This is a genomic window from Thermomonas fusca (assembly GCF_005862345.1).
GTDB lineage: Bacteria > Pseudomonadota > Gammaproteobacteria > Xanthomonadales > Xanthomonadaceae > Thermomonas > Thermomonas fusca.
In genome coordinates this window covers 639,739-664,420 of the sequence record NZ_SROY01000001.1, presented here as the reverse complement: position 1 = coordinate 664,420, position 24,682 = coordinate 639,739, and the positions used below count along the sequence as shown (strand labels likewise).

General features: G+C 70.8%; 19 protein-coding genes. 9 read left to right on the top strand and 10 right to left on the bottom strand.

The window, feature by feature from the left end; translation table 11 throughout:
• Positions 1-7 precede the first annotated feature (7 nt).
• A complete protein-coding gene (locus E5S66_RS03065) occupies positions 8-1,363 on the top strand; it encodes a TolC family outer membrane protein (protein ID WP_138347380.1) in 1,356 nt (451 codons plus the stop codon).
• Positions 1,364-1,444: 81 nt separating this feature from the next.
• Here the strand turns inward: E5S66_RS03065 and waaA are convergent, their stop codons facing one another.
• Positions 1,445-2,737 (bottom strand): lipid IV(A) 3-deoxy-D-manno-octulosonic acid transferase, encoded by a 1,293-nt coding sequence (gene waaA / locus E5S66_RS03060; RefSeq protein ID WP_138347378.1) that lies wholly within the window; start codon positions 2,735-2,737, stop codon positions 1,445-1,447.
• A 178-nt stretch (positions 2,738-2,915) separates the two neighbouring features.
• Between waaA and lpxL the strand changes: the two genes are divergently transcribed.
• Positions 2,916-3,824 (top strand): LpxL/LpxP family Kdo(2)-lipid IV(A) lauroyl/palmitoleoyl acyltransferase, encoded by a 909-nt coding sequence (lpxL, locus tag E5S66_RS03055; RefSeq protein ID WP_138347376.1) that lies wholly within the window; start codon positions 2,916-2,918, stop codon positions 3,822-3,824.
• Here the strand turns inward: lpxL and E5S66_RS03050 are convergent.
• From E5S66_RS03050 to E5S66_RS03025, 6 genes are all read right to left on the bottom strand, one after another.
• Entirely contained in the window at positions 3,815-5,137 is a 1,323-nt protein-coding gene (locus tag E5S66_RS03050) for an O-antigen ligase family protein (RefSeq protein WP_138347374.1), read from the bottom strand. The two genes, lpxL and E5S66_RS03050, sit on opposite strands and share 10 nt — an antisense overlap.
• Entirely contained in the window at positions 5,134-6,243 is a 1,110-nt protein-coding gene (locus E5S66_RS03045) for a glycosyltransferase (RefSeq protein WP_138347372.1), read from the bottom strand. Before E5S66_RS03045 ends, E5S66_RS03050 begins: the two co-directional genes overlap by 4 nt.
• Before the next feature lie 16 nt (positions 6,244-6,259).
• Positions 6,260-6,463 carry a zinc-finger domain-containing protein gene (locus E5S66_RS03040; RefSeq protein WP_138347370.1) on the bottom strand — a complete coding sequence of 68 codons (204 nt, stop codon included), beginning with the start codon at positions 6,461-6,463 and terminating at the stop codon, positions 6,260-6,262.
• An 82-nt stretch (positions 6,464-6,545) separates the two neighbouring features.
• The gene (locus tag E5S66_RS03035) at positions 6,546-7,253 is read right to left on the bottom strand and encodes a pirin family protein (protein WP_138347368.1); all 708 of its coding nucleotides are present in this window, start codon (positions 7,251-7,253) and stop codon (positions 6,546-6,548) included.
• A 4-nt stretch (positions 7,254-7,257) separates the two neighbouring features.
• Complete coding sequence (locus tag E5S66_RS03030) at positions 7,258-7,965, bottom strand: YceI family protein (protein ID WP_138347366.1); 708 nt, start codon at positions 7,963-7,965, stop codon at positions 7,258-7,260.
• Between the two features lie 43 nt (positions 7,966-8,008).
• Complete coding sequence (locus tag E5S66_RS03025; protein WP_138347364.1) at positions 8,009-8,599, bottom strand: malonic semialdehyde reductase; 591 nt, start codon at positions 8,597-8,599, stop codon at positions 8,009-8,011.
• A gap of 83 nt (positions 8,600-8,682) precedes the next feature.
• Between E5S66_RS03025 and E5S66_RS03020 the strand changes: the two genes are divergently transcribed.
• Positions 8,683-9,666, top strand: coding sequence for a mitochondrial fission ELM1 family protein (locus tag E5S66_RS03020; RefSeq protein WP_138347362.1), 984 nt, complete (start codon positions 8,683-8,685; stop codon positions 9,664-9,666).
• A 30-nt stretch (positions 9,667-9,696) separates the two neighbouring features.
• Here E5S66_RS03020 and glnE read toward each other — a convergent pair whose 3' ends face one another.
• Positions 9,697-12,480, bottom strand: a complete 2,784-nt coding sequence (gene glnE / locus E5S66_RS03015; RefSeq protein WP_138347360.1) for a bifunctional [glutamate--ammonia ligase]-adenylyl-L-tyrosine phosphorylase/[glutamate--ammonia-ligase] adenylyltransferase — start codon at positions 12,478-12,480, stop codon at positions 9,697-9,699.
• A 44-nt stretch (positions 12,481-12,524) separates the two neighbouring features.
• On the opposite strand from glnE, the gene E5S66_RS03010 reads away from it, so the two are divergent.
• Positions 12,525-14,012 (top strand): AAA family ATPase, encoded by a 1,488-nt coding sequence (locus E5S66_RS03010; RefSeq protein WP_138347358.1) that lies wholly within the window; start codon positions 12,525-12,527, stop codon positions 14,010-14,012.
• A gap of 186 nt (positions 14,013-14,198) precedes the next feature.
• Here the strand turns inward: E5S66_RS03010 and E5S66_RS03005 are convergent, their stop codons facing one another.
• A complete protein-coding gene (locus E5S66_RS03005; RefSeq protein WP_138347356.1) occupies positions 14,199-15,827 on the bottom strand; it encodes a phytoene desaturase family protein in 1,629 nt (542 codons plus the stop codon).
• 106 nt (positions 15,828-15,933) lie between these two features.
• On the opposite strand from E5S66_RS03005, the gene E5S66_RS03000 reads away from it, so the two are divergent.
• The 4 genes from E5S66_RS03000 (at position 15,934) to E5S66_RS02985 (ending at position 23,098) form a co-directional block, all read left to right on the top strand.
• Positions 15,934-16,500 (top strand): ECF-type sigma factor, encoded by a 567-nt coding sequence (locus tag E5S66_RS03000; RefSeq protein WP_138347354.1) that lies wholly within the window; start codon positions 15,934-15,936, stop codon positions 16,498-16,500.
• The gene (locus tag E5S66_RS02995) at positions 16,490-19,252 is read left to right on the top strand and encodes a protein kinase domain-containing protein (protein ID WP_138347352.1); all 2,763 of its coding nucleotides are present in this window, start codon (positions 16,490-16,492) and stop codon (positions 19,250-19,252) included. The genes E5S66_RS03000 and E5S66_RS02995 overlap by 11 nt, the downstream gene beginning before the upstream one ends.
• A gap of 163 nt (positions 19,253-19,415) precedes the next feature.
• Entirely contained in the window at positions 19,416-20,567 is a 1,152-nt protein-coding gene (locus E5S66_RS02990; RefSeq protein ID WP_138347350.1) for a hypothetical protein, read from the top strand.
• Positions 20,568-20,581: 14 nt separating this feature from the next.
• The gene (locus tag E5S66_RS02985; RefSeq protein WP_138347349.1) at positions 20,582-23,098 is read left to right on the top strand and encodes a hypothetical protein; all 2,517 of its coding nucleotides are present in this window, start codon (positions 20,582-20,584) and stop codon (positions 23,096-23,098) included.
• Between the two features lie 132 nt (positions 23,099-23,230).
• Here E5S66_RS02985 and E5S66_RS02980 read toward each other — a convergent pair whose 3' ends face one another.
• Positions 23,231-23,638 (bottom strand): hypothetical protein, encoded by a 408-nt coding sequence (locus E5S66_RS02980; protein WP_138347347.1) that lies wholly within the window; start codon positions 23,636-23,638, stop codon positions 23,231-23,233.
• Between the two features lie 253 nt (positions 23,639-23,891).
• On the opposite strand from E5S66_RS02980, the gene trmY reads away from it, so the two are divergent.
• Positions 23,892-24,485, top strand: coding sequence for a tRNA (pseudouridine(54)-N(1))-methyltransferase TrmY (trmY, locus tag E5S66_RS02975; RefSeq protein ID WP_138347345.1), 594 nt, complete (start codon positions 23,892-23,894; stop codon positions 24,483-24,485).
• Positions 24,486-24,682: the final 197 nt, after the last annotated feature.

Genomic DNA, 24,682 nt, shown 5'->3' with positions numbered 1-24,682 from the left:
CCCACCCATGCTGCGTCGCCCGCTCGCCCTTGCCCTTGCCCTCGCCCTGCTGCCCGCCGCGGCCCAGGCCGACGACCTGCTCCAGAGCTACCAGAACGCGCGCAGCAGCGACCCGCAGTTCGCCGCCGCCGAATCCATCCGTGCGGTGGCTGCGGAGCGCCCGGTGCTCGCGCGCGCTTCGCTGTTGCCGCAGGTGAACGGCACGGTCGGATATGACCTCGCCAACCGTGGCGACATCGACAACGACGGCCAGGGTGACGGCACCTCGCGCAGCGCCTCGTGGCGGGTCGGCGCGCAGCAGTCGATCTTCGACTACGGCAACTACACCGCGCTGCGCGCCGCCAAGGCGCAGGACCGCGCCGGCGCCTTCGACCTGGAAGCCGCCGGCCACAACCTCATCACCCGCACCTCCGCCGTCTATTTCAACGTGCTGGTGCAGCTGGAAACACTGACCGCCGCCGAGGCCGCGGAAGCGGCGCTGAAGAAGCAGTTCGATTTCGCCAGCAAGCGTCTGGAAGTGGGCCTGGCGCCGATCACCGACGTGCACGAGGCGCGCGCGCAGTACGACGCGGCGCGCGCGAACTCCATCCTCGCCCGCAACGCGGTGCAGGACGCCTACCAGGCGCTGGTCGAAATCACCGGCACCCCGGTCGCCAACCTCAAGGGCCTGCCGGACGACTTCAAGCCGGCGCTGCCCGAGTCGCGCGATGCCGAGGGCTGGGTGACCACCGCGCTTGCCGAAAACCCCTCGCTCAAGGCGCAGAGCGCGGACGTGGAAGCGGCCGAAGCCAACGTCGCCACCGCGCGTTCGGGCCACTACCCGACGCTGGGCCTGCAGGCCTCGTACGGCAAGGCCATTCCCGGCCTGTACGACAACCCTTCGTTCTTCGGCAACAACGACGCCAACACCAGCGTCGGCATCACCCTGAGCATCCCGATTTTCTCCGGCTTCGCCACCCAGTCCAACGTGCGCAGCTCGCTGGCCCAGCGCGACGTCGCGCGCGACCAGTTGGAACAGCAGAAGCGCGCGCTCGAGCGCAGCACGCGCAACGCCTACCAGGCGCTGGTGGCCGGCATCAGCGAAGTCGAGGCGCGCCGGCTGGCACTGGTGTCCGCGCAGAGCGCCTACGATGCCTCGCAGGTCGGCCTGGAAGTCGGCACCCGGACCGTGCTCGACGTGCTGAACAACCAGCGCACGCTGTTCTCGGCGCAGCAGGCCTTCGCGCAGGCCAAGTACAACTTCCTGCAGAACCGCCTGCTGCTGGAACAGGCGGCGGGCACCCTGCAAATCTCGGATCTGGAGGACGTGAACCGCCTGCTGACCACCGACAAGCCCATCGACCAGGGTCTGGCGGCGCGCTGAGGTCCGGGCGGCGGTCACACGGTTGCGGATCGAAGAGCGGGGCTTGCCCCGCTCTTTCCGTTTGCGCGCGACGATCGCCGGCTATGCCGCCGGCAGCGCCGGCTCGATCAGCGCCAGCGTGCGCGCCAGCGCGCCACGGCCATCTTCCAGCAGCTGCGCCGCGCTGTCGGTCAGCTGCCGGCGCGCGCCGGCATCGTCGAACAGGCCGCGCAGCGCTGCGGCCAGGCTGGCCGCGTCGGTCACGATCCGCATCGCGCCGGCCTCGCGCAGGCGCCGGGCGATGTCGGCGAAATTGTGCAGGTGCGGACCGCTGAGGATGGCGGTGCCGGTGGCGGCCGGCTCCAGCAGGTTGTGCCCGCCGATCGCCTGCAGGCTGCCGCCGACGAAAGCCACCTGGGCGCAGGCATAGAAGCGCAGCAGCTCGCCGAGGGTGTCGACCACGAACACCGCGCAGTCGCGGCGCGGCCAGCCGTCCTCGCTGCGCGAAGCCACCGCGAAGCCGGCCTCGCGCGCGCCCTGCACGGCGGCGCGGAAGCGCTCCGGATGCCGCGGCGCCCACAGCAGCAGTGCATCGGGATGGCTCTCGCGCAGGCTGCGATGGGCGGCCAGCACCGCCGCCTCTTCGTCTTCGTGGGTGCTGGCGGCAATCCACGCCGGTCGCTCCGCACCGAGCCCCGCGCGGCATTCGGCAACGAAGGCGCCGGTATCCACCGCCGCCATGTCGAACTTCAGGTTGCCGGTGACCTGCATGCGCTCGGGTAGCGCGCCCAGTTCGAGGAAGCGGCGCGCATCGTCCTCGGACTGCGCCGCCACCCGGTGCACGCTGCCCAGCGCGCGCCGGATCAACGGCCCCAGCACGCGGTAGCCGCGCAGCGAGCGCGCCGACAGCCGCGCGTTGAGGATGTAGGTGGGAATGCCGCGGTCGCGGCAGCCGAACAGCAGGTTCGGCCACAGCTCGGTTTCCACGATCAGCGCCAGCGCCGGGCGGAAGCGGTCGAGGAAGCGGCCGACCGCGCCGGGCAGGTCGTAGGGCAGGTAGACGTGGGTGACCGCATCGCCCCACAGCGCGCGCACCCGCTCGGAGCCGGTGGGGGTGATGGTGGTGACCACCAGCTGCAGGTCGGGGCGCAGCGCGCGCAGCCGGTTCACCAGCGGCGCCGCGGCGTTGACCTCGCCCACCGACACCGCGTGCAGCCACAGCGGCGCCGCGGGCACGGTTTCCGGATAACTGGCGTAGCGCTCGTCCCAGCGCTGCAGATAGGCGCGCTGGCGGAAGCCGCGCCAGACCAGGTGGTACAGCGTGACCGGCACAAGCAGGTACAGCGCGGCCGAATACAGGCCGCGCAGCACGCGTTCGGTGAGATCGGCCTGCATCCGCACAGGATAGCCATGACGGCGATTCCGCGCGCGCCGTGTTTCCGCGTCCGCGTCCGCGAATGTCCCCCGATGCCGCCCTGCGGCCGGCATCTCCTCCTTGATTTGACGGACGCGAACGCGGCAACACGGCCCCGGCAATCCAGGCTGAGACGGCGGCGCCCGGTAGAATCCCTGCATGACTTCGACCCCACCCGACCGCCCGTCGTTCGCCCCGCGCCACTGGCCGGTGTGGCTGGGCGTCGGCCTGTGCATGGCGCTGGCGCGCCTGCCCTGGGGACTGCAGCGCACCATGGGCGCCGCGGTCGGCTGGCTGGCACTGCGCCTGCTGCCGGATCGGCGCGAGGCCGCGCGCACCAACCTCGCGCTGTGCCTGCCGGAACTGGATGGGCCCGCGCGCGAGGCGCTGCTGCGCGCCAACTTCCGTGACGTCGGCATCGGCCTGTTCGAATTCGCCCGCGCCTGGTGGGGCGAGGTCGCGCCGATGCGCGCCAGCGCCCGCATCGAGGGCTTGGAGATCCTCCAGCGCCTGCAGGCCGAAGGCCGCGGCGTGCTGCTGGTATCCGGGCACTTCATGACCCTGGAACTGTGCGGCCGCCTGCTGTGCGACCACGTGCCGCTGGCCGGCATGTACCGCAAGCACCGCAGTCCGGTGATGGAATGGGCGGTGCTGCGCGGCCGCCTGCGCTATGCCAGCGCGATGTTCGGCAACGGCGATACCCGCGCGGCGATCCGTCACCTCAAGCGCGGCGGCGTGCTCTGGTACGCGCCGGACCAGGACATGCGCGGCAAGGACACGGTGTTCGCGCCGTTCTTCGGCATTCCCTCCGCCACCATTACCGCCACCCACCAGTTCGCCCGCATGACCGGCTGCGCGGTGGTGCCGTTCTTCCACCGTCGCGAGGGCGCGGATTACGTGCTGCAGGTGGGCCAGCCGCTGGCGCCGTTTCCCACCGACGACGCGGTGGCCGATTCCGCCGCGGTCAACGCGGCGATCGAGGCGATGGTGCGGCAGGCGCCCAGCCAGTACCTGTGGCTGCACCGGCGCTTCAAGCGCCAGCCGGACGGACGTTCGCGCTACGACTGAGGCGGCGCGCCCTGCGCCTCACGGCCCCACAGGCTGCCGGCGTACAGGGCCGCCAGCAGCAGCAGCACGCTGCCCCAGAAAGTCGAATACGCCGCGAGGTGGGTGTTGAGCGGGAACACGCTGACCGCCAGCGCCAGCATCGCCGGGCGTGCGCGTTCACGCGCGTCCGCGTCGGCATAGCGCCAGGCCCGCCAGCCCAGCGCGGCGCCGGCCAGCCACAGCAGCAGGCCGATGACGCCGGTTTCGCTGAGCACCTCCAGCACGATCTGGTGGGCATGGAAGGCGACGCCGCTGCCCCAGGCAGCCGGTCTGCCCGGCTGCGGGTCGCAAGCCGCGAACTCGTCGCGGAAAGCGCGCGGGCCGACGCCATTGAGCGGATGCTGGCGCACCATGCACAGCGCCGCCGACCAGATCCGGCCGCGCCCGGACAGTGCCGCGTCCATCCCGCCCGGCTGCGCGGTCAGCGCCAGGGTGGTGCGCTGCACGCGTTCGTGCACCTGTGGCGACAGCACGTTGGCCACCACCAGCATCAGCGCGCCGGCCGCGAACACCGCCATCAACTTGCGCCCACCCAGCGCGCGCCAGCCGGTCCACAGCAGCACCAGCGCATAGGTCAGCCATGACGCGCGGGAACCGGCCAGGATCACCACCAGCCCGATCGCCGACGCCGCCGCCAGCCAGCCCAGCTGGCCCAACCGCTGCCTCGCCGCCGCCAGCGCGAACGGCGACAGGCTGGCAAGCACGATCCCCAGCTTGAGGTTGCACGGGCCCAGCACGCCGGCCAGACGGTCGGCCGCCTCCACCTCGCTGGCGGTGCACATGCCGTGGCCGCTGAGCGCATGCTTGGCCTGGTCCAGCAGCCAGAACAGCGGGCTGGTACCGCAGACCGCCTCCACCAGCGCATCCAGCGTCCACACCAGCGCGATGACCGCCAGCCCGCCGAAGGTGCGGCGACGGCCGGCCTCGCTGGCCACGGCCGCGGCGGCCACCCACAGGAACGGCAGATAGCGCAGGTCGATCAGCACCTCACCGAAGGCGTGCAGGCGATCGCGCGCGTCGATCGCGGCAATGAGCTCGGGCAGCCAGTAGGCGGCGAACAGCACCGAGGTCAGCGCCCACGCCGGCCCGCTGAGCAGCGCACCGCCGCCGCGGAAGCGGCTGCCGACCAGCCGCACCAGCCCGGCCAGCGCGCCCAGCACCAGCACTGCCTCGGCGATCCCGCGTACCGGCCACAGGGCGACGAAAGTCAGTACCCAGGCAGGCGCCCAGCGCCAGTCGGCCACGCCGCCGGGCTGCATCGTTCGTGCGTTCATGCGTCCACCATCGTCCGGTACAGCGTCAAGGTCGCCTCCTGCATCGCCTGCAGGGTATAGGGCATCGCTGCCGGCGGCGACGGCGGCGCGGCCAGCAGCGCGCGAGCGCCGGCGGCCAACTGGCCGGCGTCGAACGGCGCGACCGCACCTGCCGGCTGCAGCTCGGCCAGCAGCTCGCCAACCCCGCCATGCGCCCAGCCCAGCACCGGCCGGCCCACCGCCAGCGCCTCCACCACCGTGCGTCCGAATGCTTCCGGCTTGCGCGACAGCTGCAGCACCAGATCGCAGGCCGCGTAGGCCTGGGCGATCCCTGCGGTCGGCGCGGTCATCGCCAGCGCCGCCTCCACGCCCGCGGCGCGCGCCAGCGCGATCAGCTCGGCGATGTAATCCTCGCGCCCGGCCTGCAGCGCACCGGGCATCCACAGCCGTGCGTCCGCGCCATCGGCGCGCAGCGCCGCCAGCAGGGCGATGGCGTCGGCATGGCCCTTCAGCCGCGTGCCGCGCCCCGGCAGCAGCAGCAGCGGGCCGTCGCCGCCCAGCTGCGGGTGCAGCGCCGCGACCTGCGCGCGCGCGGCGCGGTCCGGCATCGCTGCGCGCGGAAAGGCGGCCGGGTCGATGCCGCGCGGAATCACCGCCAGCCGCGCGGGATCGACCTGCGGGTAATGCCGCAACAGATGCCCGCGCACCGTCTCCGACACGCAGACCACGCGCTCGCCGCGGGCCATGATCGCGCTGTAGCGCGACGGCGAATTCAGGCCATGCGCGGTGGTGATGAAATGCGGGCGCGCCGCAGCCGGCATTGCGCGCAGTGCCAGCCAGCCCAGCCACGCCGGCAGCCGCGAACGTGCGTGCACGATATCGGCGCCCGCGAACACGCGGCGCAGCGCCGGCAGGTGACGGAAGCTCAACGGGGATTTGCGGCCGATGGCGAGCGCGACGTGCTGGCCGCCCAGCGCCTGCAACTGCGGCAGCAGCCGGCCGCCGGCGGAGACGACCACGGCGCGATGACCGGCGCGCACCAGCGCGTCGGCGATTTCCAGGGTGGAACGTTCGACGCCGCCCGCCTCCAGCGCCGGCAGCAGCTGCACCACGGTCAGGCGGCGCATCGCCGGCGCCGCGGGCTCAGTCGACCAGGACGTAGATGCTGCCGCAGTACGGGCACTGGCTGCGCCCGCCATCTTCGACGATCGACAGATACACCCGCGGATGTTCGTTCCACACCGCCATCGACGGCAGCGGGCAGCTCAGCGGCAGGTCGGCGCGATGCACCTCGTAGGTCTGCTGGGCACGGGCGGACGACGGGGCGGGCGAAACGGGCTGTGCCATGGCGAATGCGGCGCGGTTGCGGGAACGCGGCCAGTTTACCGCGCATCCGCCATTCCCGCTGTCGCGGGAAGGGCGGACACGGTCATGCAGGGAGATCGAACAGCAGCACGTCGCTGCTCGCGCCGATGCCGCGCAGCGCCAACGCACCGCCTTCCCCGGACAGTCCCAGCGCATCGCCGGCGGCCAGCACGCGCTCGCCCACCGCGACCTCGCCGGTGGCCACGTGCAGCCAGTAGCGGCGGGCCGGGTCCAGCGCCGCTGCCAGCGCGTCGCCCGGCAGCAAGCGGGTGGCACGCAGGCTGGCGTCCTGGCGAATGGAAATACTGCCGTCGGCGCCATCCGGTGATGCCAGCAGCACCCAGCGTGCGCGGCGTGCGTCCGGTGCGAAATGCTTCTGGTCGTAGGCCGGCGCATGGTTGAGACGGGCCGGCTGGATCCAGATCTGCAGGAAGTGCACCGGCGCGGCGTCCGAGCCGTTGTATTCGCTGTGCTCGATGCCGTGGCCGGCGCTCATCCACTGCACGTCGCCGGCGCGGATCACGCCTTCGTTGCCGGCGCTGTCCTTGTGCGCCAGCGCGCCGTCCAGCACCACGCTGATGATTTCCATGTTGGCGTGGCGGTGCGGGGCGAAGCCGCCGCCGGCGGCGACGGTGTCGTCGTTGATGACGCGCAGCACGCCGAAGCCCATCCATGCCGGATCGTAGTAGTGACCGAACGAGAACGTGTGGTGGCTGTGCAGCCACCCCATGTCCACTGTGCCGCGGGCGGCGGATGGGCGTTCGACGATCATCGCATCAGCCCTGCGCAGGCACGGCGTCGGCAGCCGCGTCGGCCACCGTGCCTTCGGTGGTGATGCGCAGCTGCACCTCGTCGCTGACGTTCGGCGCATAGGCGCCCACGCCGAAGTCGCTGCGCTTGATGGTGGCGGTGGCGGAAAAGCCGATCGCCTGCTTCTTCAGCATCGCGTGTTCGCCGGCGCCGTTCAGGGTCACCTCCAGGGTCACCGGCTTGGTGATGTCCTTGATGGTCAGCTCGCCGCTGACGGTCAGCTTGTTGGTGCCGGCCGCGGCCACGCTGGTGCTCTTGTAGGTGGCGTTCGGGAACTTGCCGGCGTCGAAGAACTCCGCGCTCTGCAGGTGCTCGTCGAGCTTGTCGACGAAGGTGTCGATGCCGGTGATCGGCATGCTGACCTGCACGCTGGACTTGGTCACGTCGGCGGCGTCATAGACCAGCGTGCCTTCGCTGATGCCGAAATGCGCGCTGGGCTGGGAGAAGCCGAAGTGGGTCCACTGCGCCAGCACGTCGGTGTGGGTGGGGTCGAGCTGGTAGGTGCCGGACACCGCGGTGATCGCCTCGGCGGCGGGCGCGGCTTCGACCGGCGCGGCGACCGCGGCTTCGGCCGTTGCAGCGGCGCTGGCGGCGGGCTCGGCCGGCTTGCTGCAGGCGGCGACGGCGGCGGCGATGGCGATCGGCAACAACAGGTTGCGGACGGTGGTGTTCATGCGGTGGCTCCGGAAATGGCGGAATGAAGAGGCGGGAAACGGATCAGGCGATGCGGCAGGCTTCGTCGAAGCCCAGGCGCGGGGAACGCGGGAAGATGCTGGCGGGGTCGCCGTGGCCGAGGTTGACCAGGATGTTGGAGCGGATCGGGGTGCCGGCGAAGAAGGCCTCGTCGACCTTGGCGTTGTCGAAGCCGGTCATCGGGCCGCAGTCCAGGCCCAGCGAGCGCGCCGCCAGGATCAGGTAGGCGGTCTGCAGCGCGCTGCTGCGCATCGCCACCCACGCCAGGTTGGCTTCGTCGCGGTGCTCGAACCACGGCTTGGCATCGGTGTGCGGGAACAGCACCGGCAGCTTGTCGAAGAAGCGCATGTCGTAGCCGACGATGGCCACCACCGGCGCCCCCATGGTCTTCTTGAAATTGCCTTCGGACAGCGCCGGGCCCAGCTTGGCCTTGGCCTCGGCCGACTTCACGAACACGATCCGCGCCGGCGTGGTGTTGGCCTCGGTGGGGCCGAACTTCAGCAGTTCGTAGAGCTGGTGCAGGGTCTCGTCCGACACCTCGCCGGTGAAGGCGTTGTAGGTGCGGGCGGTGCGGAACAGCTGGTCGAGCGCGGTACCGGGAAGCGGCTGGGACATGGCAATCTCTGTATCGTGAGGGCGATGGCGCACAGTGTATGGTTCCACGGGCGCATGTAATGCAGCATATTCGGAACGAATAGATGCCACCCATGCAACGACGCTCCGCTGCGCGCCCCCCATCGGCAACGCTGGCGCTCCACGACGGGCGCGCCGGCAACGCGCGCCAGGCCTTGGCGCTGGCACACGCGCTGGACATCCGTCCCGTCGAGATCACGCTGGAAGCGCGGGCACCGTGGCGCTGGCTGGCACCGCGGCAGCTGCCCGGTGCCGGCGCGGCGTTCGGCGGCGCGTTCCAGGCGGCCTGCAATGCGCCACCCACACTCGTCATCGGCTGCGGCCGGCAGGCGGCGCTGGCCACCCGCCTGCTGCGCGCACGCGGCACGAAGGCGGTGCAGATCCTCGATCCGCGCATCGCCAGCCGGCACTGGGACATCGTGGTAGCGCCGGCGCACGACGGCCTGCGCGGCGACAACGTCATCGCCAGCCTCGGCAGCCTGCATCCGGTCGATGACGACTACCTGCTGTGCGCGATCGCCGCGTTCCCGTCCTTGGCCGCCCTGCCCGCGCCGCACAGCGTGCTGCTGGTGGGCGGCCCGACCCGCCACGCGCCGCTGGACGATGCCGGCTTCGCGGCGCTGCTGCAGCGGCTGGCCGCGCAGGCACGGGCCGAAGGTGGCAGCTTCAGCGCCATCGCCTCGCGGCGCACGCCCGCGGCCTGGCGCGACGCGATGGCGGGCGTGGATCCGCACCTGCCCGGGCTGCGCTGGCGCGATACCGGCGATGGCGCCAATCCCTACGCCGGGCTGCTGGCCTGCGCCGACCGCATCGTCTGCACGCCCGATTCGGTGAACATGCTCAGCGAAGCCGCGGCCACCCGCGCGCCGCTGTACCTGTGGTCGCCGCAGGCGCTGCAGGGACGACCACGCGCCTTCCTCGATGCGCTCATCGAAAGCCGGCGCGCGCGGGCGCTGGACGACACGCTGGCGCCGTTCGCCGTCGAGCCGCTGCGCGAGACCGCGCGCATCGCGCAGGAAGTCCGTCGGCGCTTGGCGCTGCCGTTGTAGGAGGGGCATCGCGGCTGGGTTGGACGCGGCCTACGCTTGGTCGAAGCCCAGCCCCTGCGCCCGCGTTGCCGCGCGGATCGTCGCGCAGGCGAGTTCGATGCGTGCATCGCGCGGGGCGCGGCGCGGGCGTCGGTCCAGGGTGCAGCGCAGGCCGGTGTCCAGCAGCGCGGCGTGCGCCTCGCGCAGCGCGAGGTGAACCACCGCATCGAAATCGCCGGCCAGCTGCGCGGCATCCAGCAGTGCGCCGGTGGCGCGCGATGCCAGCAGTGCGCGCTGGCCGCCGGCATCGCGCAGCACCAGGAACTGCAGCAGGAATTCCAGGTCGACCAGCGCGCCCTCGCCCTGCTTGAGATCGATCATGGCGGCGTCGCTGCGGTCCAGCTCGGCGCGCATCTTGCGCCGCATCGCGGACACGTCCTCGACCAGCTTGCCGCCATCGCGCGGCTGCGCCAGCACCTGCGCGCGCAGCGCCTCGAACGCTTCGGCCAGCGAGGCGTCGCCGGCGATCGCGCGGGCGCGCACCAGCGCCAGGTGCTCCCACGTCCACGCGCGATTGCGCTGGTAGTCGCTGAAGCTGGACAGGCTGGACACCAGCAGTCCCTTGGCGCCATCCGGGCGCAGCCGCACGTCGACGTCGAACAGCCGCCCGGCACCGGTGCGCACGCCCAGCAGCGAGACGATCTTCTGCCCCAGCCGCGCATACCAACGCGGTGCGTCCAGCGGCCGCGCGCCGTCGGAGCTGGCATCCGCCGGCGCGTCGAACAGGAACACCAGGTCGAGGTCGGAGCCGAAGCCCAGCTCTTCTCCGCCCAGGGTGCCGTAGCCGAGCACGGCGAAGCGGCCGCCGTCGATGGCGCCGTGCGCACCGCGCAGCTCGCCGTCGGCCAGCCGCAGCACGCAGGCGACCACCGCATCGGCCAGCCAGGCCAGATGACGGGCGCAGGCCTGCGCATCGATGCGGCCGTCCAGCAGCGCCAGCGCGAAGCGGAAGCTCAGCGCCTGCCGCACTTCGTTGAGCGCATCCAGCGAAGCTTCGATGTCGCCATCGCGCAGCGTGGCCGCGCATTGCGCCTGCATGGCGGCGCGGTCCGGCAGTTCACCGCCCACGCGCACGTCCAGCAGCTCGTCCAGCAGCAGCGGATAGGCGGCCAGGCGCTCGCCCAGCAGGGCGCTGCGCGCCAGCGCGCTGGCCAGCCGCGCCAGCGCCGCCGGCTGTTCGTCCAGCAATGCCAGATAGCTGGCCCGGCGCAGGATCGTGTGCAGCAGCGGCAGCACCCGCCGCAGCACCGCATCGGGCGTATCGGACGCGGCGGCCTGCTGCAGCAGCGCCGGCAGCACCCGGTCCAGGCGCGCGCGCGCGGCGTCGGACAGGTCGCGCACGCCGGGCGCGCGGGCGAAATCGCAGAGGCTGGCGTGCAGCTCGGTGGCATGCTCGAAGCCCGCGGCTTCCAGCTGCGCGGCCTCGCCGTGGTCGGGCAGCGCGCGCCAGTAAGTGGCGAGCTCGTCGCCAGCGGACGTGCGGCGGCGGCGCGGGGCCAGCAATGCGTCGAACTCCTCCGCCACCTTCGCCCGCTGCGACGCCAACACGCCATCCAATGCCTGCCAGTCCGCATGCCCCAACGCGGCGGCAAGGCGCGCGCGCGCCAGCCCGTCCTCGGGCAGCGCATAAGTCTGCGCATCGGCCAGCATCTGCAAGCGATTCTCGAGCCGGCGCAGGAAGCGGTAGGCCGCCGCCAGCGCCGCTGCCGCCTCGGCTTCCATGTGCCCGGCCTGCGCCAGCGCCTGCAGCGTCGCCAGCAGATGACGACGGCGCAGCGCCGGCTCGCGGCCACCGCGGATCAGCTGCAGCGCCTGCGCCAGGAACTCGATCTCGCGGATGCCGCCCGGCCCGCGCTTGATGTCGCCGGCCATGTCCTTGCGCGCCACTTCGGCGGCGATCATCGCCTTCATCGCGCGCAGCCCGTCCAGCGCGCCGTAATCCAGATAGCGCCGATAGACGAACGGCCGCAGCGCCTCCAGGAAGCGTTCTCCGGCGGCGATGTCGCCAGCCACGCAGCGCGCCTTCTGCCAGGCGTAGCGCTCCCAGTCGCGGCCCTCGCGCTGGAAGTACAGCTCCATCGCCGCGAACGACAGCGCCACCCGCCCGGCGTTGCCGAACGGGCGCAAGCGCAGGTCGACGCGGTGGCAGAAGCCGTCCGCGGTCACCTCGTCCAGCAGCTTCGCCAGCTGCTGGCCCAGCCGCGCGAAATAGTCCTGCGCATGCAGGCTGCGCGCGCCATCGGATTCGCCGTCGTGCTCGTAGGCGTAGACCAGGTCGATGTCGGAACTGAAGTTCAGCTCGCGCCCGCCGAGCTTGCCGAGGCCGAACACCACCAGCCGCTGCGGCGCGCCGTCGGCATCGCGCACGCTGCCGAAGCGGCGCGCGAAGTCGGCTTCCAGCGCGTCCAGCGCCAGCCGCAGGCAGGTTTCCGCCAGCGCGCTGCTGCCGGCGAGGATCTCCTCGACATCGGCGCCCTCGACCACGTCGCGCCACACCAGCCGGGTCGATTCCGCCTGCCGGTAGCGGCGCAGCAGGCGCGCCCATTCGCCCTGGTTGTCCGCCTCCAGCATCGGCGCGGGCAGCGGCGCCGACGCATCGGCCTGCAACTGCGGCAACAGTTCCGGCTGGCGGATGAGCGCATCGATGGCGAAGTCGCTGGCCAGCGCCAGCCGCGCCAGCGCCGCTTCGTCGGCAATCGCGCAGCCCGCCGCGCGCAGGCGCTGCAGGGCGCGCGCGGACAGGGCCTGCATCTCGGCGGAAAGCACATCGTCCATGCGCCGATTGTGGCATCGCCAGCGCGCCGCTATCGTGCCCGCCCATGAGCGAACTGCTGGACCTGGCCGCGCTGATCCGCGCGGAGACACCCCTGCTGGTGATCGAGACGCCCGACGAAGCGCGGGTGCTGGAACTGTTCCGGCAGTCGCTGATGCACGTCTGGCGCGCGCTGTACCGCTGGAGCGTGACCGAGGGCCTGCGCCGGGTGGACATGGACGGCGAGGACGAAAGCGGGCTGGCGCCCGACCTCAGCGCCACCCTCAACGCGATGCGCGCGGCCAGCCAGCGCGGCATCTACCTGCTGCTGGACGCCACCCCGTACCTTGGCTACGCCAGCTACCAGCGCGCGCTGCGCGACCTGATCCAGCGCCGCGGCTGCCAGCCGCACGTGATCGTGCTGGTGGGCACGAAGATCGAGCTGCCGGAGGCGCTGGAACCGTTCGCCGCGCGGTTCTCGCTGCGCCTGCCGGACGCCAACGCGCTGCTCAAGCTGGTCAAGGACGAAGCCCGCGACTACGCCGCGCAGAACGGCGGCCGCCGGGTGGAGGCCGACGCCGACGCGGTGCGGCAGATCGTGCGCAACCTGCACGGCATGACCCTGACCGACGCGCGCCGGATCGCCCGCCACCTGATCTGGCGCGACGGCGCGCTGGGCGCGGACGACCTGCCGGAGCTGGCCCGGCTGAAGTTCGAGCTGCTCAACAAGAGCGGCCATCTGCATTACGAGTACGACACCGCGCGCTTTTCCGATGTGGGCGGCGCAGCGCGGCTGAAGCGCTGGGTGGAGCAGCGCCGCGCCGCCTTCGTGCAGGACCCGCCGCCGGCCGGGCTGCCGCCGCCGCGCGGCATGCTGCTGCTGGGCGTGCAGGGCTGCGGCAAGTCGCTGCTGGCCAAGGCCGTGGCCGGCGGCTTCGGCGTGCCGCTGGTGCGGTTGGACTTCGGCACCCTGTACGACAAGTTCCACGGCGAAACCGAGAAGAACCTGCGCACCGCGCTGGCCTTCACCGAGCAGCTTGCACCCTGCGTGCTGTGGATCGACGAGATCGAGAAGGCTTTGGCCACCGATGGCGGTGACGGCGACGACGGGCTGTCGCGGCGCGTGCTGGGCTATCTGCTGACCTGGATGGCCGAGCGCAAGGCACGGGTGTTCCTGGTCGCCACCGCCAACCAGGTGCAGCAGCTGCCGGCGGAACTGCTGCGCAAGGGCCGCTTCGACGAAATCTTCTTCGTCGACCTGCCGGATGCCGCCACCCGCGCCGAGATCTTCGCCCTCCACCTGGACCGGCGCCAGCTGGCCCGCGAGCACATCGACCTGTCGGCGCTGGCCGCGGCGGCGGATGGTTATTCCGGTGCCGAAATCGAACAGGTCATCGTCAGCGCGCTGTATGCGGCGCACGCCGCCGAAGCCGGGCTGGACACGCACGCGCTGATGCAGGCGATCCACGACACCCGCCCGCTGTCGGTGCTGATGGCCGAACAGGTGCAGGCGCTGCGCGAGTGGGCGCTGCCGCGGACCGTGCCAGCCGACTGAAGGCCCCGCTTGGCGCACGCATGTGTGCCGCGCAAAAACTGCAGGCATAAAAAAGCCCGCTTAGACCGAAGTCTCAGCGGGCCTGCTCCCTCCCCCACGTCGGGACGCGGGGCGATCGTGAAGGATTCGTGAGGGTGTTTGCACGCTGCACTGCAAAAGAGCACCCGTCGGTTCACGAAATACCGGTCAATCGGGACGCGGCGACCGGCCCAGGTCCTTGAGGATTTCACGCGCGGCGTTGCGCCCCGGCAGGCCGGTGACGCCGCCGCCCGGATGAGTGCCCGAGCCGCAGAGATAGAGGTTGCCGAAGGCGCCGCGGTAATTGCCCTGCCCCAGCAGCGGGCGCGCGCTGAACATCTGGTCCAGCCCCAGCGCACCGTGGAAGATGTCGCCGCCGACCAGGCCGATGCGCCGCTCCAGGTCGAGCGGGCTCAGCGCCTCATAGCCCAGCACGCTGCGGGCGAAGTTCGGCGCATAGTCGTTGACGGTGTCGATCATCAGCTTCGCCACCGTGTCGCGGTGCGCGTCCCATCCGCCATCTTCCTCCGCGATGGCCGGGTTCACCTGCTGGCAGAACAGGCTGGCCACGTGCGCACCCGGGGGCGCCAGGGTGTCGTCCAGGGTCGAGGAGATCACCACCTCGACGATGGGCTTGCGCGCCCAGCCGGGGTTGTAAGCGCGCGACTTGGCATCGAAATACGCCTGCTCGAAATACCGCAGCGACGGTCCGATCAGGATGCCGCTCTGGTGGTGCGGCTGCAGCTGCGTGCCCGGCATCGCGGTGAAGTCCGGCAATTCCGACAGCGCGACGTTCATGCGGAAGGTGCCGGACCCGCAGCGGTAGCGGCGGATGCGCTGGGCGGTGTCGTCGTCGAGCTGGCCGGGCTCGACCAGCCTGGTGTAGAGCAGCTTCGGATTGAGGTTGCTGGCGACGATCGCGGCGCGCAGTTCGCGGCCGTCCGTCAACGCGACGCCGATCGCCTTGCCTCCTTCCACCAGCAGCTGCGCCACCTCGGCATCGGTTTCGATGGCAACGCCGCGCGCCTCGCACTCCCTGCGCATCGCCTGGGTGATGGCGCCCATGCCGCCGATGGCGTGGCCCCACGCGCCGGCCTTGCCGTTCACTTCGCCGAACACATGGTGCAGCAGCACGTAGGCGCTGCCCGGCGTGTACGGGCTGGCGAAATTGCCGACCACCGAATCCCAGCCCAGCGCGGCCTTCAGCGGCTCGCCCTCGAACCAGTCGTCCAGCAGCTCGCCGGCGGACTTGGTGAACAGGTCCAGCAGGTCGCGGCGGCCGCGCATGTCCAGCGATTTCAGCTGCTTACCGACGGCGACGGAGTTCAGCCAGTCCGCCAGCACGAAACGGTCACTCACGTTCGGCGGCGTGCGCCGCATCAGCTCGCGCAGCACCACCACGATGCGATCGAGCATCGCGTAGTACTCGGGCAGCCGCTGCGCATCGCGCGCCGACCACATCGCCACCTCGGCATGTGTGTGCTCGCCGCCGAGGCGGAAACTGCGCCCGTCCGGCCGCGGCAGGAAGTTGGCGTAGGGCCGTTCGACCACGCGCAGGCCGTGCTCGTGCAGGCGCAGGTCGCGGATCACCGCCGGGTTCAGCAGGCTGACCGTGTAGCTGGCCACCGAATTGCGGAAGCCGGGATGGAACTCCTCGGTGACCGCAGCGCCGCCCACCAGGTGGCGGCGTTCGAGCACGCGCACCTGCAGGCCCGCCGCGGCAAGATAAGCCGCGCAGACCAGGCCGTTATGGCCGCCGCCGATGATCAGGACGTCGTCGCGTCGCGCTGTCTGCATTGTGTCCTCCGGTTCCGAGCATAGCCCGCGGCGGGCTGCCGCGCTTGCGTCAGCCGGGCGCCGGCTGCTAGCGTCCGCCCACCACCCTGACCGGGAATGCACCGCTGTGTCCGATGCCGAGATCACGCGGCTGCTCGCGCTGGCGCGCGACGGCGAGCCGGCGAAGATGGGCGCCGTGTTCGAGGCGCTGTACCCGCAGCTGCTGCGGCTGGCCAATTCGCGCATGTTCGCCGGCGAGTCCACCGTTACCCCGACCGTGCTGGTGCACGAGCTGTTCCTGCGCATCAGCCAGGGCAGCCCGCTGGCGCTGGCCGACCGCAACCATTTCTTCGCCGCCTCGGCCAAGGCGATGCGCTGGATCCTGGTCGAGCACGCGCGCCGCCGCGCCACCGAGAAGCGCGGCGGCGACCAGGTCATGGTCAGCCTGGACGATCGCATCCCGGACAGCGCGGCGGCGGCGATGACCACCGCGCTGGCGCTGGACAAGGGACTGCAGGCGCTGGAGACGATCAGCCCGCAGCGGCGGCAGATCGTTGAGCTGCGCTATTTCGCGGGCATGGAGCTTGCTGAAATCGCCGCCCTGCTCGGGATATCCGAACGCACCGTGCACCGCGAATGGCAGCGCGCCCGCGCCTTCCTGCAGGCGATGCTCGACGGCGACGATGGACGCTGAAACGCTGGCGCACTGGCGCGCCGCCGACAGCCTGTTCGACCACTGGCTCGACCTGCCCGAAGACCAGCGCGACGCCTGGCTGGCGGCGCAGGCGATGGACGCGCCGGTGCGGCGACGGCTGGACCGGCTGCTGGCGGCGCACCACAACCCGCGCATCGCGGCAGCCGCCGCCGGCGATGCCCTCGCCGGCACCCGCCTGGGCCAATGGCAGCTGGAGGCCGAACTGGGCCGCGGCGGCATGGCCGTGGTCTATCGCGGCTGGCGCGAACAGGGCATGGCGCGGCAGCAGGCGGCGATCAAGATCCTGACCCTGGGCGCGCTCGGCGCCGGCGGGCAGGAACGCTTCCGCCGCGAGGCCGCGATCCTGGCCCGCCTCAACCATCCCAACGTCACCGCATTGGTCGATTCCGGCGTGGCCGACGACGGCACCTGCTGGCTGGCGATGCCGCTGGTCGAAGGCGAACGCATCGACCGCTGGTGCGACACCCATTCGCTTGATGCGCGCGCGATCGTGCGCCTGTACCTGCAGGTCTGCGGCGCGGTCGCCTACGCCCACAGCAACCTGGTGATCCACCGCGACCTCAAGCCCTCCAACGTGCTGGTCGACCACAACGGCCACGTGCGCCTGCTCGACTTCGGCATTGGCCAGTTCGCCGACAGCGAGGACGAACGCACGCAGACGCTGTGGCGCGCGCTCACGCCCGGCTATGCCGCCCCCGAACAGCTGCTGGGCGCGCCGCCCAGCACCGCCGTCGACGTCTACGGCCTGGGCGCGCTGCTGCACCGGCTGCTGACCGGGCGCACCCCGCAGCCGGTGACCGAAGGCAGCGAAACCACCCGCCCCTCGCTGCTGGTGCGCGATGCCGGCGACGCCTACCACCGCCACTACGTCCCGCTGCGCAACGACCTCGACCGGGTGCTGCTGAAAGCCTTGGCCGAGGAGCCCGGCCGGCGCTACCCCACCGCCGAGGCGCTGGCCGACGACCTGCGCCGCTGGCTCGACGGCCGCCCGGTGCTGGCGCAGAAACCGCGGCCGGGCTATCGCCTGCGCAAGTTCGTGGCGCGCAACAGGCTGGGCGTGGCGGCAACGCTGCTGCTGGCGGCCACGCTGGCCGGCGGGATCGGGGCGACGTTGTGGCAGGCAGCCAAGGCAAGGCAGGAAGCCGAAGTGGCGCGCACCCAGGAACTGCGGGCGACGGCCGTACGCGACTTCATGGTGCAGCTGTTCGAAGCGAATGACCCGAACATCGCGATCGATGGACCGCTCACCGCGCGCGACCTGCTGGACCAGGGTGCGCACCGCATCGGCGAGGAATTCCGCGAGACGCCCGCACTGCGCGCGGAGATGCTGGTGTTGCTCGGCGACCTCTATCGCAGGATCAACGAACTGGATGCGGCAAAGCGGCTGCTGGACCAAGGCAAGACGCTTGCCGAGCGCACCGGCGATGCGGGGCTCATCCTCGAAGCCAGGCTTGCGAAGGGCCTGCTGGACGCCAGTGCGCAGCGCGAGGCCCAAGCCCTGGCGGAATTCGACGCGGTGGAGCGCTTGCTGGAGTCCAGCGGACGGATCCCCGGCCAGCTGCATGGGCAACTGGTCATGCACCGCAGCCAGGCGCTGGCGCGCATCGGCAAGGTGGCGGAAGCGGTGGAGCGTGCGGAAACGGCGCTGGCCCGGGCACGTGCCTCATCCGGGCTTGCGCCCACGACCCTGTTTCCCTATCTGCGCGCGCTGAGCGGGGCGCTTGATAGCCAAGGCCAACAACAGCGCGCGGAAGCGCTGTTGAGCGAGGCTCTGGCGCTGCGGGGCGTCGAAACCCTGTCGCCCAGCGTGCGGCTGGAGGTGTACAACGGACTGGCCAACTTTGCGCTGGCGCGGGGCGAACTCGAGGCCGCGCTGGAGAAGTCATCGGCGGCGCTGGAGTTGGCCGGGCGGCTCTACCTGCCCGACAATCCCACCCGTGCCACGCTGCTGGATTTCCACGGCATCGTGCTGACCCACATGGCTCGCTTCGACGATGCGGTGGAAGCAATCCGTGAATCGATCGCGCTGCAGGAAGCGACGAATCCGGCGGGACGTACCGCCTCCATCGCGGCGGCCTACAACAACCTCGCGCTCGCGCTGGACAACGCCGAACGTGATGGCGAGGCCGAGATCGCCATGCTCCGTGCGCGCGAGATCGCCGGCCAGGTCTTCGGCGTGCAGGATCCCCGCTACGCGATTGCGACCGCGAACCTGGGCAACCTCTACCGGCAATCCGGCCGCCTCGCCGAATCCGAGGCACTGCTCGACGAGGCATTGCAGATGCGCCGCGCGCTGCTGGGCGCCGACCATCCCTTCGTGGGCCACGGCCTGATCCAGGTGGCGCGGCTGAGGCTGCGTCAGGCGCGCGCGGCAGAGGCGCTGGAGCTGGCACAACAAGCCCGTGCGATCTACACGCGGACGCAATACAAGGATCCGCGGCGGCTCGCATCGACCGAAGAAGTCCGCGCCATCGCGATGGCGGCGCTCGGCAGGGTTGGCGAGGCGGTCGCGCTGTTCGATCAGGCCATCGCCGATGCGCGCGCCGCAGGCATCGACAATGGCGTGGAATGGCCGCGGGTCATGGCGGCACGCGCCGAGCTGTTCGCGCGCCACCTGCCGGAACAGGCCACCGGCCCCGTGGACGAGGCCGTCCAGGCGCATCGACAGATCTATGGCCTGCGGCATCCGGGTACCCGCCGGATGCTGGAGCTGGCGGCCCGCCTGCGCTGACCCCGGCGCTCGCCGACACGGGAATCCAGCTCCGGCTGCGCCCCTCCTGCCCGGCGATCGCGCCCCTGTCAGTCCGCCGCCCCGGATCTCGTGGATGGAGTGCCCGGATGCACCGGGTCCGGTCGGGCCGCCGTTTTCGGCCCGCCTTCCACGGGTCACGATCATGCAGATTCGCTTCATTCCCGCCTCGTCGGCGCTGGCGCTCGCCATTGCTGTCGCCCTGCCCGCAAGCGCGCGGGAACAGCGGGCCAACCTCTATATCGACGTCGCCACCCACAGCATGCCCGGCATGCCTGGGATGGGCGTGTTCGGCCGGTTGCCGGGCGCGATGTCCGGCGGCAGCGCCAGCTATGGCATGACCCGGCATCCGGGCATGCCCGGCAAGTACATCGACGTGGCGCTGCACAACGCCCGCCTGCCGGGCAGGCCGGCCGCGCAGGCGGTGCCGCGCGGGCTAGGACTGGGCAGCAGCATCGACCTGTTGCCGCCGACGCAGAAGAATTCGCAGCACGGCGACGAAGGCGGCACCGGCGTCGGTCTTGCCGATGGCAACGGCACCTTCAGGATCCGCTACTACTGGGGCTGCGGCGACAAGGCCGGCGCGGGCCAGCCGCGCGAGTACTCGGTGACCGTGCGCAACGGCAAGGTGATGGAGACCGGCCGCGGCGTGAAGCCGCGCCAGGTTCCCGGCACCGCGGTGACGCCCGGCCACGCCTTCGCGCTGTGGCCGAACCCGTCCACCCGCAAGACGGTACCGATGAAGGCATCGCTGGTGGGCCAGCATCACGTCACCGGCGACGATGTGCCGGCGTCGATGCAGTTCGCGCTGGGCGAAGAACACGACTTCCTGCCCGAGCTCAAGCTGCAGGGCGACGCCAGCGGCGGCGGCATGATCCTGCGCTGGAACGCCGTGGAAGGCGCGCGCGGCCACTTCGCCCACGCCACCGTGTCCGACGGCGACACCATCGTGATGTGGAGCAGCTCCGAGGACGGCTATGCTGGACCGGAACTGCTCGCCTACCTGCCGGAAGCGCTGGTCGCGAAATGGGTCAAGGCGCGCACCCTGCTTGGCCCGGAGGCACGCGAGTGCCGCATCCCTGACGCCGTGTTCGCCCACAAGGGCGCCGCGCCGATGGTGCAGATGATCGCCTACGGCAACGATCGCAGCATCAGCCGTGATGGCTGGACCGTGCACGTGCGCAGCAAGTCCACCGCGATGCTGATGCCAGGCGCCGGCGCCTCCATGCAGGACGCCGCGAAGCCCGCCGCCAGGGACGTGGGCAAGAGCATGCTGCGCGGCCTGCTCGGGCGCTGACGGCAGGCCTTGCGATGACCACCGGGCATTCGATCTGGCGCCGTCTTGCCGCCGCCACCGGGAAAGGACTCCTGGTGCTGGCGAGGCAGCTGTTTGCCGGCCTGCGCGCGCTGACGCGCTTCCTCGCGTTGCGGGTGATGCCTGCGTCGTGGCGTTGGCTGCGTGGCAGCGCGTTTCCCGCGCTGCAGCGGTTCTATAGATGGCTTCCGCATCGGCGCAAGGTGGTGGCCGGCGCACTGCTGGCGGTTTCTGCAACGGGTGCGCTGTTGTGGTTGCAGCCGTCATGGCTGGCGCCGCTGCGCGACGGCGGCCCGCCGCAAGCCGAACCGGTGGAGGTGTCCCGGCAGCAGGCGCGGTGGGTCGATCGCATCCTGTCCGACGACTGGCAGGCGCAGAAGGACGGCACCCGGGCCCTGCTGGAATCGATTGGCGCCACCGTCCTGGAGACGGGCGCGGCGGTGCCCGCGGAGCCCGGGTTCTTCGTCAGGCAGGAGGAGCTGTTGATCCTCGCGATGGATGGGGCGCGCAAGGCCACCACGTCCCGGCTGAGCCTGGCCGAGTACGGCTTCATGCTCCAGGACTTCGGCTTTCCGTTCGCCGAGGACCGGGTGGCCAGCCTCGCCATGCAGGAGGCCGTGCGCGACTGGGTGGGCAAGGCGCTGGATGATGCCTCGACGCCCGGTGCGCAAGCCGCGCGGTTCCTGCACGCGATGGCGGCCCGGCAGCAGCCCGCCATCGACCTCGCCTCCAGCGGATGGAGTGCCGAGCAGTACCGGATGACGCACCTGGAGCTGTTCGTGCTGACCGCCGCGCTGCTGCAGGACACGCCACGGCAACCGACGCCCGCCCGTCGCATCGCCTTCGATCCCCTGGATCTCCTCGTGCCGAAGGCATACGCGAGCGGTGCCGCGGGCGATTCCTGCGCCATCGCCAAGGATGCCTACGAACGCAGCGGGGCCGTGCAACCCGGCGAGAAGACCATGGAAGCGGTGAGCGGCTACCTGCTCGACCTGGCCATCGATGCGGGCAATGTCGCCGACGCCCGCGTCGCGGCCAAGCGGATGGCCGCGGCGGCAAAAGCGGCGAAGGCCCTCAACCTCGTGGCCAAGCTGCAGAAACTGATGATGCTGTACAGCTCGCTGGAGGTGCGCGTTGTCGCCGACCAGCCGTCGGTGCACAAGCCGTCCAGGGAGGAGCCCGGGCGCGAAGTGGTGTTCACCGCCACGGTGGAGATCGACGAGGAGAAATACAGGGAATACAAGCGCGCCAGCGAGCAATCGCCGCACTACCGGACGCTCAAGGCGTGCCTGAAATCGCTTGGGCTTCCGGCTCCCTCCAACGAGGACGATCTCGTCAAGGACATGGAGAACTGGGAAGTGTCCTGGGACCTGTGGGGAGGCTCGCACGCGAAGGGAGGCGCGCATGCGAGCTGGTCGACGGAGAAGAATGCGTTCGAGAGCCGCAACCTGCGGCGCAAGCGGCTGGAGATGCAAGGCGAGACCCGCGGCACCTCGCGCTTCATCATCGACATCCATCGCGAGGACACCCCGCACGAAGGAGAAGTCACCAGCCGCTACGTCCGCGGCACTGCCACCCTGCACACCGACACCATGCCCGGCACCGAGGCCGCCCAGTCCTACGAGGATGCGGCGAAGACCCTCATGGCCGGCGACGTGAGGACCGGCGCGCTGGCATTGATTGCCAACACGATCGGCCTGGTCGGGTCGCTGGCGACCGAACTTGCGGTGAACTGGGCCCAGCGCCTGCTGGATCCGGAAGTGGACGCGCCGGTCGAAATCGTCTTCCACCAGCCCGGCCATGCCGGCTACGGTTACGAGGGAACCGTGCAGGCCACCACCTCGAGGCAGCACTCGAGCAGCCGAAGCACACAGCACCGCAGCCGTCGTGCCACCGCCACGATGACGCACACGGAGAAGCGGCAGGGCCAGGCCTCGCTGCAGGCCAGCGGCATCCGCCCCACACGCATGCGCTACACCCGCTTCCAGGAGCGCCGGGACACCGCGGTATGGGAGATGGAAGGGCAGGCAAGCGTTTCCGGCTCCCTCGCCGTGTCGAGCATCAACAGCGGGGAGGAACTCTGCATCGCGGGTATCAAGGCCGCCAAGGTGGAACGCAACTTCGGCGTCCGCAGCAACGGCTCCTCGTCGGAGGCGATCGACTACGCCATGAGGATCGAGCAGACCGGTTCGCGCGAGCAGGGATACCGGATGCAGGTCTACCTCACCGGTGCAGGCATCACCTTCGATACAGCCAGCACCCACCACAGCATGAAAGGCGAGGGCTGCGAATTCGCCGGCGGCCATGAACATACGAAAACCGAAACGGGCAGTGCCAGCATGGGGTTCCCCGGGTTGGTCGAGGATTACGCCATCGACGCGCCTTTTCCGAAGACCATCTCCGGCACCAGATCGGTCAAGAACGGCGATGGTTCCACCACGCAGTGGCGCTGGAACTTCCGCCGGACCGGACCTTTCCGGCAGGAACCGGCCGCGAACGGAACTGGCCGATGAGGATCAGCCTGATCGGCCTGCTGCTGGGCCTGTGCAGTTGCGACGCTGCGGCGTGGCAATTCGGCGTCGATCGTCATCGGCGATTGAGGCCGACCGCAAGCGATCACGCACGCCGGTCGCCGCGCGCGCCGCTCACTGCCCCGCCAACGCGGGTTCGCGGGGGACGATGCTGGTGGGAACATGGATCGCGCGCGGCACGCTGCGGTAGCGGAACGCGGAGTGGAAGCCGGAGGCCTCGCCTTCCGGCTCCAGGGTGACCGTGAAGGCCGGCTCCTCACTGGGCTTCCTGCGCATCATCGCGACGATCCGGCCCTGCCAGGGCTGCCCCGGCGCCATCGTGAACACGGCCGGCTCGCCGCGGCCACACAGCGTCACCCGCACCCGGCCACGCTGGACGCCGAAATCGCCGTCCAGTTCGACGCCGGGACGGTGCGACGGCCCGCTCGCGCGCAGCCTGGCCGCGGTGCGGCGCGCGAACGCCTCCACCCGCAGCGTGCATTCCCTGGCGCCCCGAGCGGGGAGGCGCAGTTGCGCGAACATGCGGTGGAGTTCTCCGGTGATCTCATCGCTGGCGCGGGCCGCCGGTCTGTTGCGCGGCCTCCCCCACACGCTACCCGATTAACCGTCAAGGCATCTCCCGGTCAGAGCGTCGGCCCGGCAGATACTGCCCGCCATGACGCATGGATTTTCCTTGGCCGCGGTGAGGTTGAATATGCAACCGAAGCGACTGGTTGGTGGACAATGTGCAGGCGGCGCGCAAGTTGCCGCATTGGACAAGAAGGCAGCCAGACGCATGCGAACCTTTGTACTCAGGGCACGGGCGGCCCCCACCGACAGCGCCAAGCTGCTGGCCTCGGTGGGCGGCGGGGCGCATGCGGAAATCCTCGCGCACACGTTGATGAATGCCATCTTCGTGGCGCAGTCGCATCGTCCCGATGTCGTCGTCTACCTGGTGCTGGAATGCACCGAGGACTTCTCCCGCACGATCCGCTTCGACGCCAACGCGATGCAGGACATCGGCGGCTTCAACGAGCAGGCGCTGCTGGGCAAGGTGGCCAGGGCGCTGGATGCGTCCAGGGGAATGGGCAAGGAAGAGATGCGCCCGGTGGAGCCGGGCGTCAGCGTACGCACGCTCAGCTTCGAGCGGCTGGTGCAGCAGCTGGCCGAGCACCACCAATTGTTCGTGATGGACCGCAAAGGCGCGCCGATCCGCGAACAGGCGTTCCACGGCAACCCCTGCTTCCTGCTGACCGACCACATCCCGATGCCGAAGAACACGTTCCACACCCTCGACCGGCTGGGGGCGACCCGGATCACCCTGGGCAAGACCATGCTGTTCGCATCGCAGTGCGTGGTACTGATCCATCACGAACTCGATCAGCGCTAGCGGCGGGCGAGGGGCGGATTCGCTTTTCCACCGCGATCAGTGATCGCCCTGGTTGAGCGAAGCAGGCGCTGCCACATCGCGCTTCAGGCGCGGCGCGGCCGAAACGACTACCGTAGCGCCTCCCCGAAACACCCGGATACCGTTTTGACGACCACGATTCCCCCGGCCGACCGTCCGGCCAACGCCGCCAACGCCGC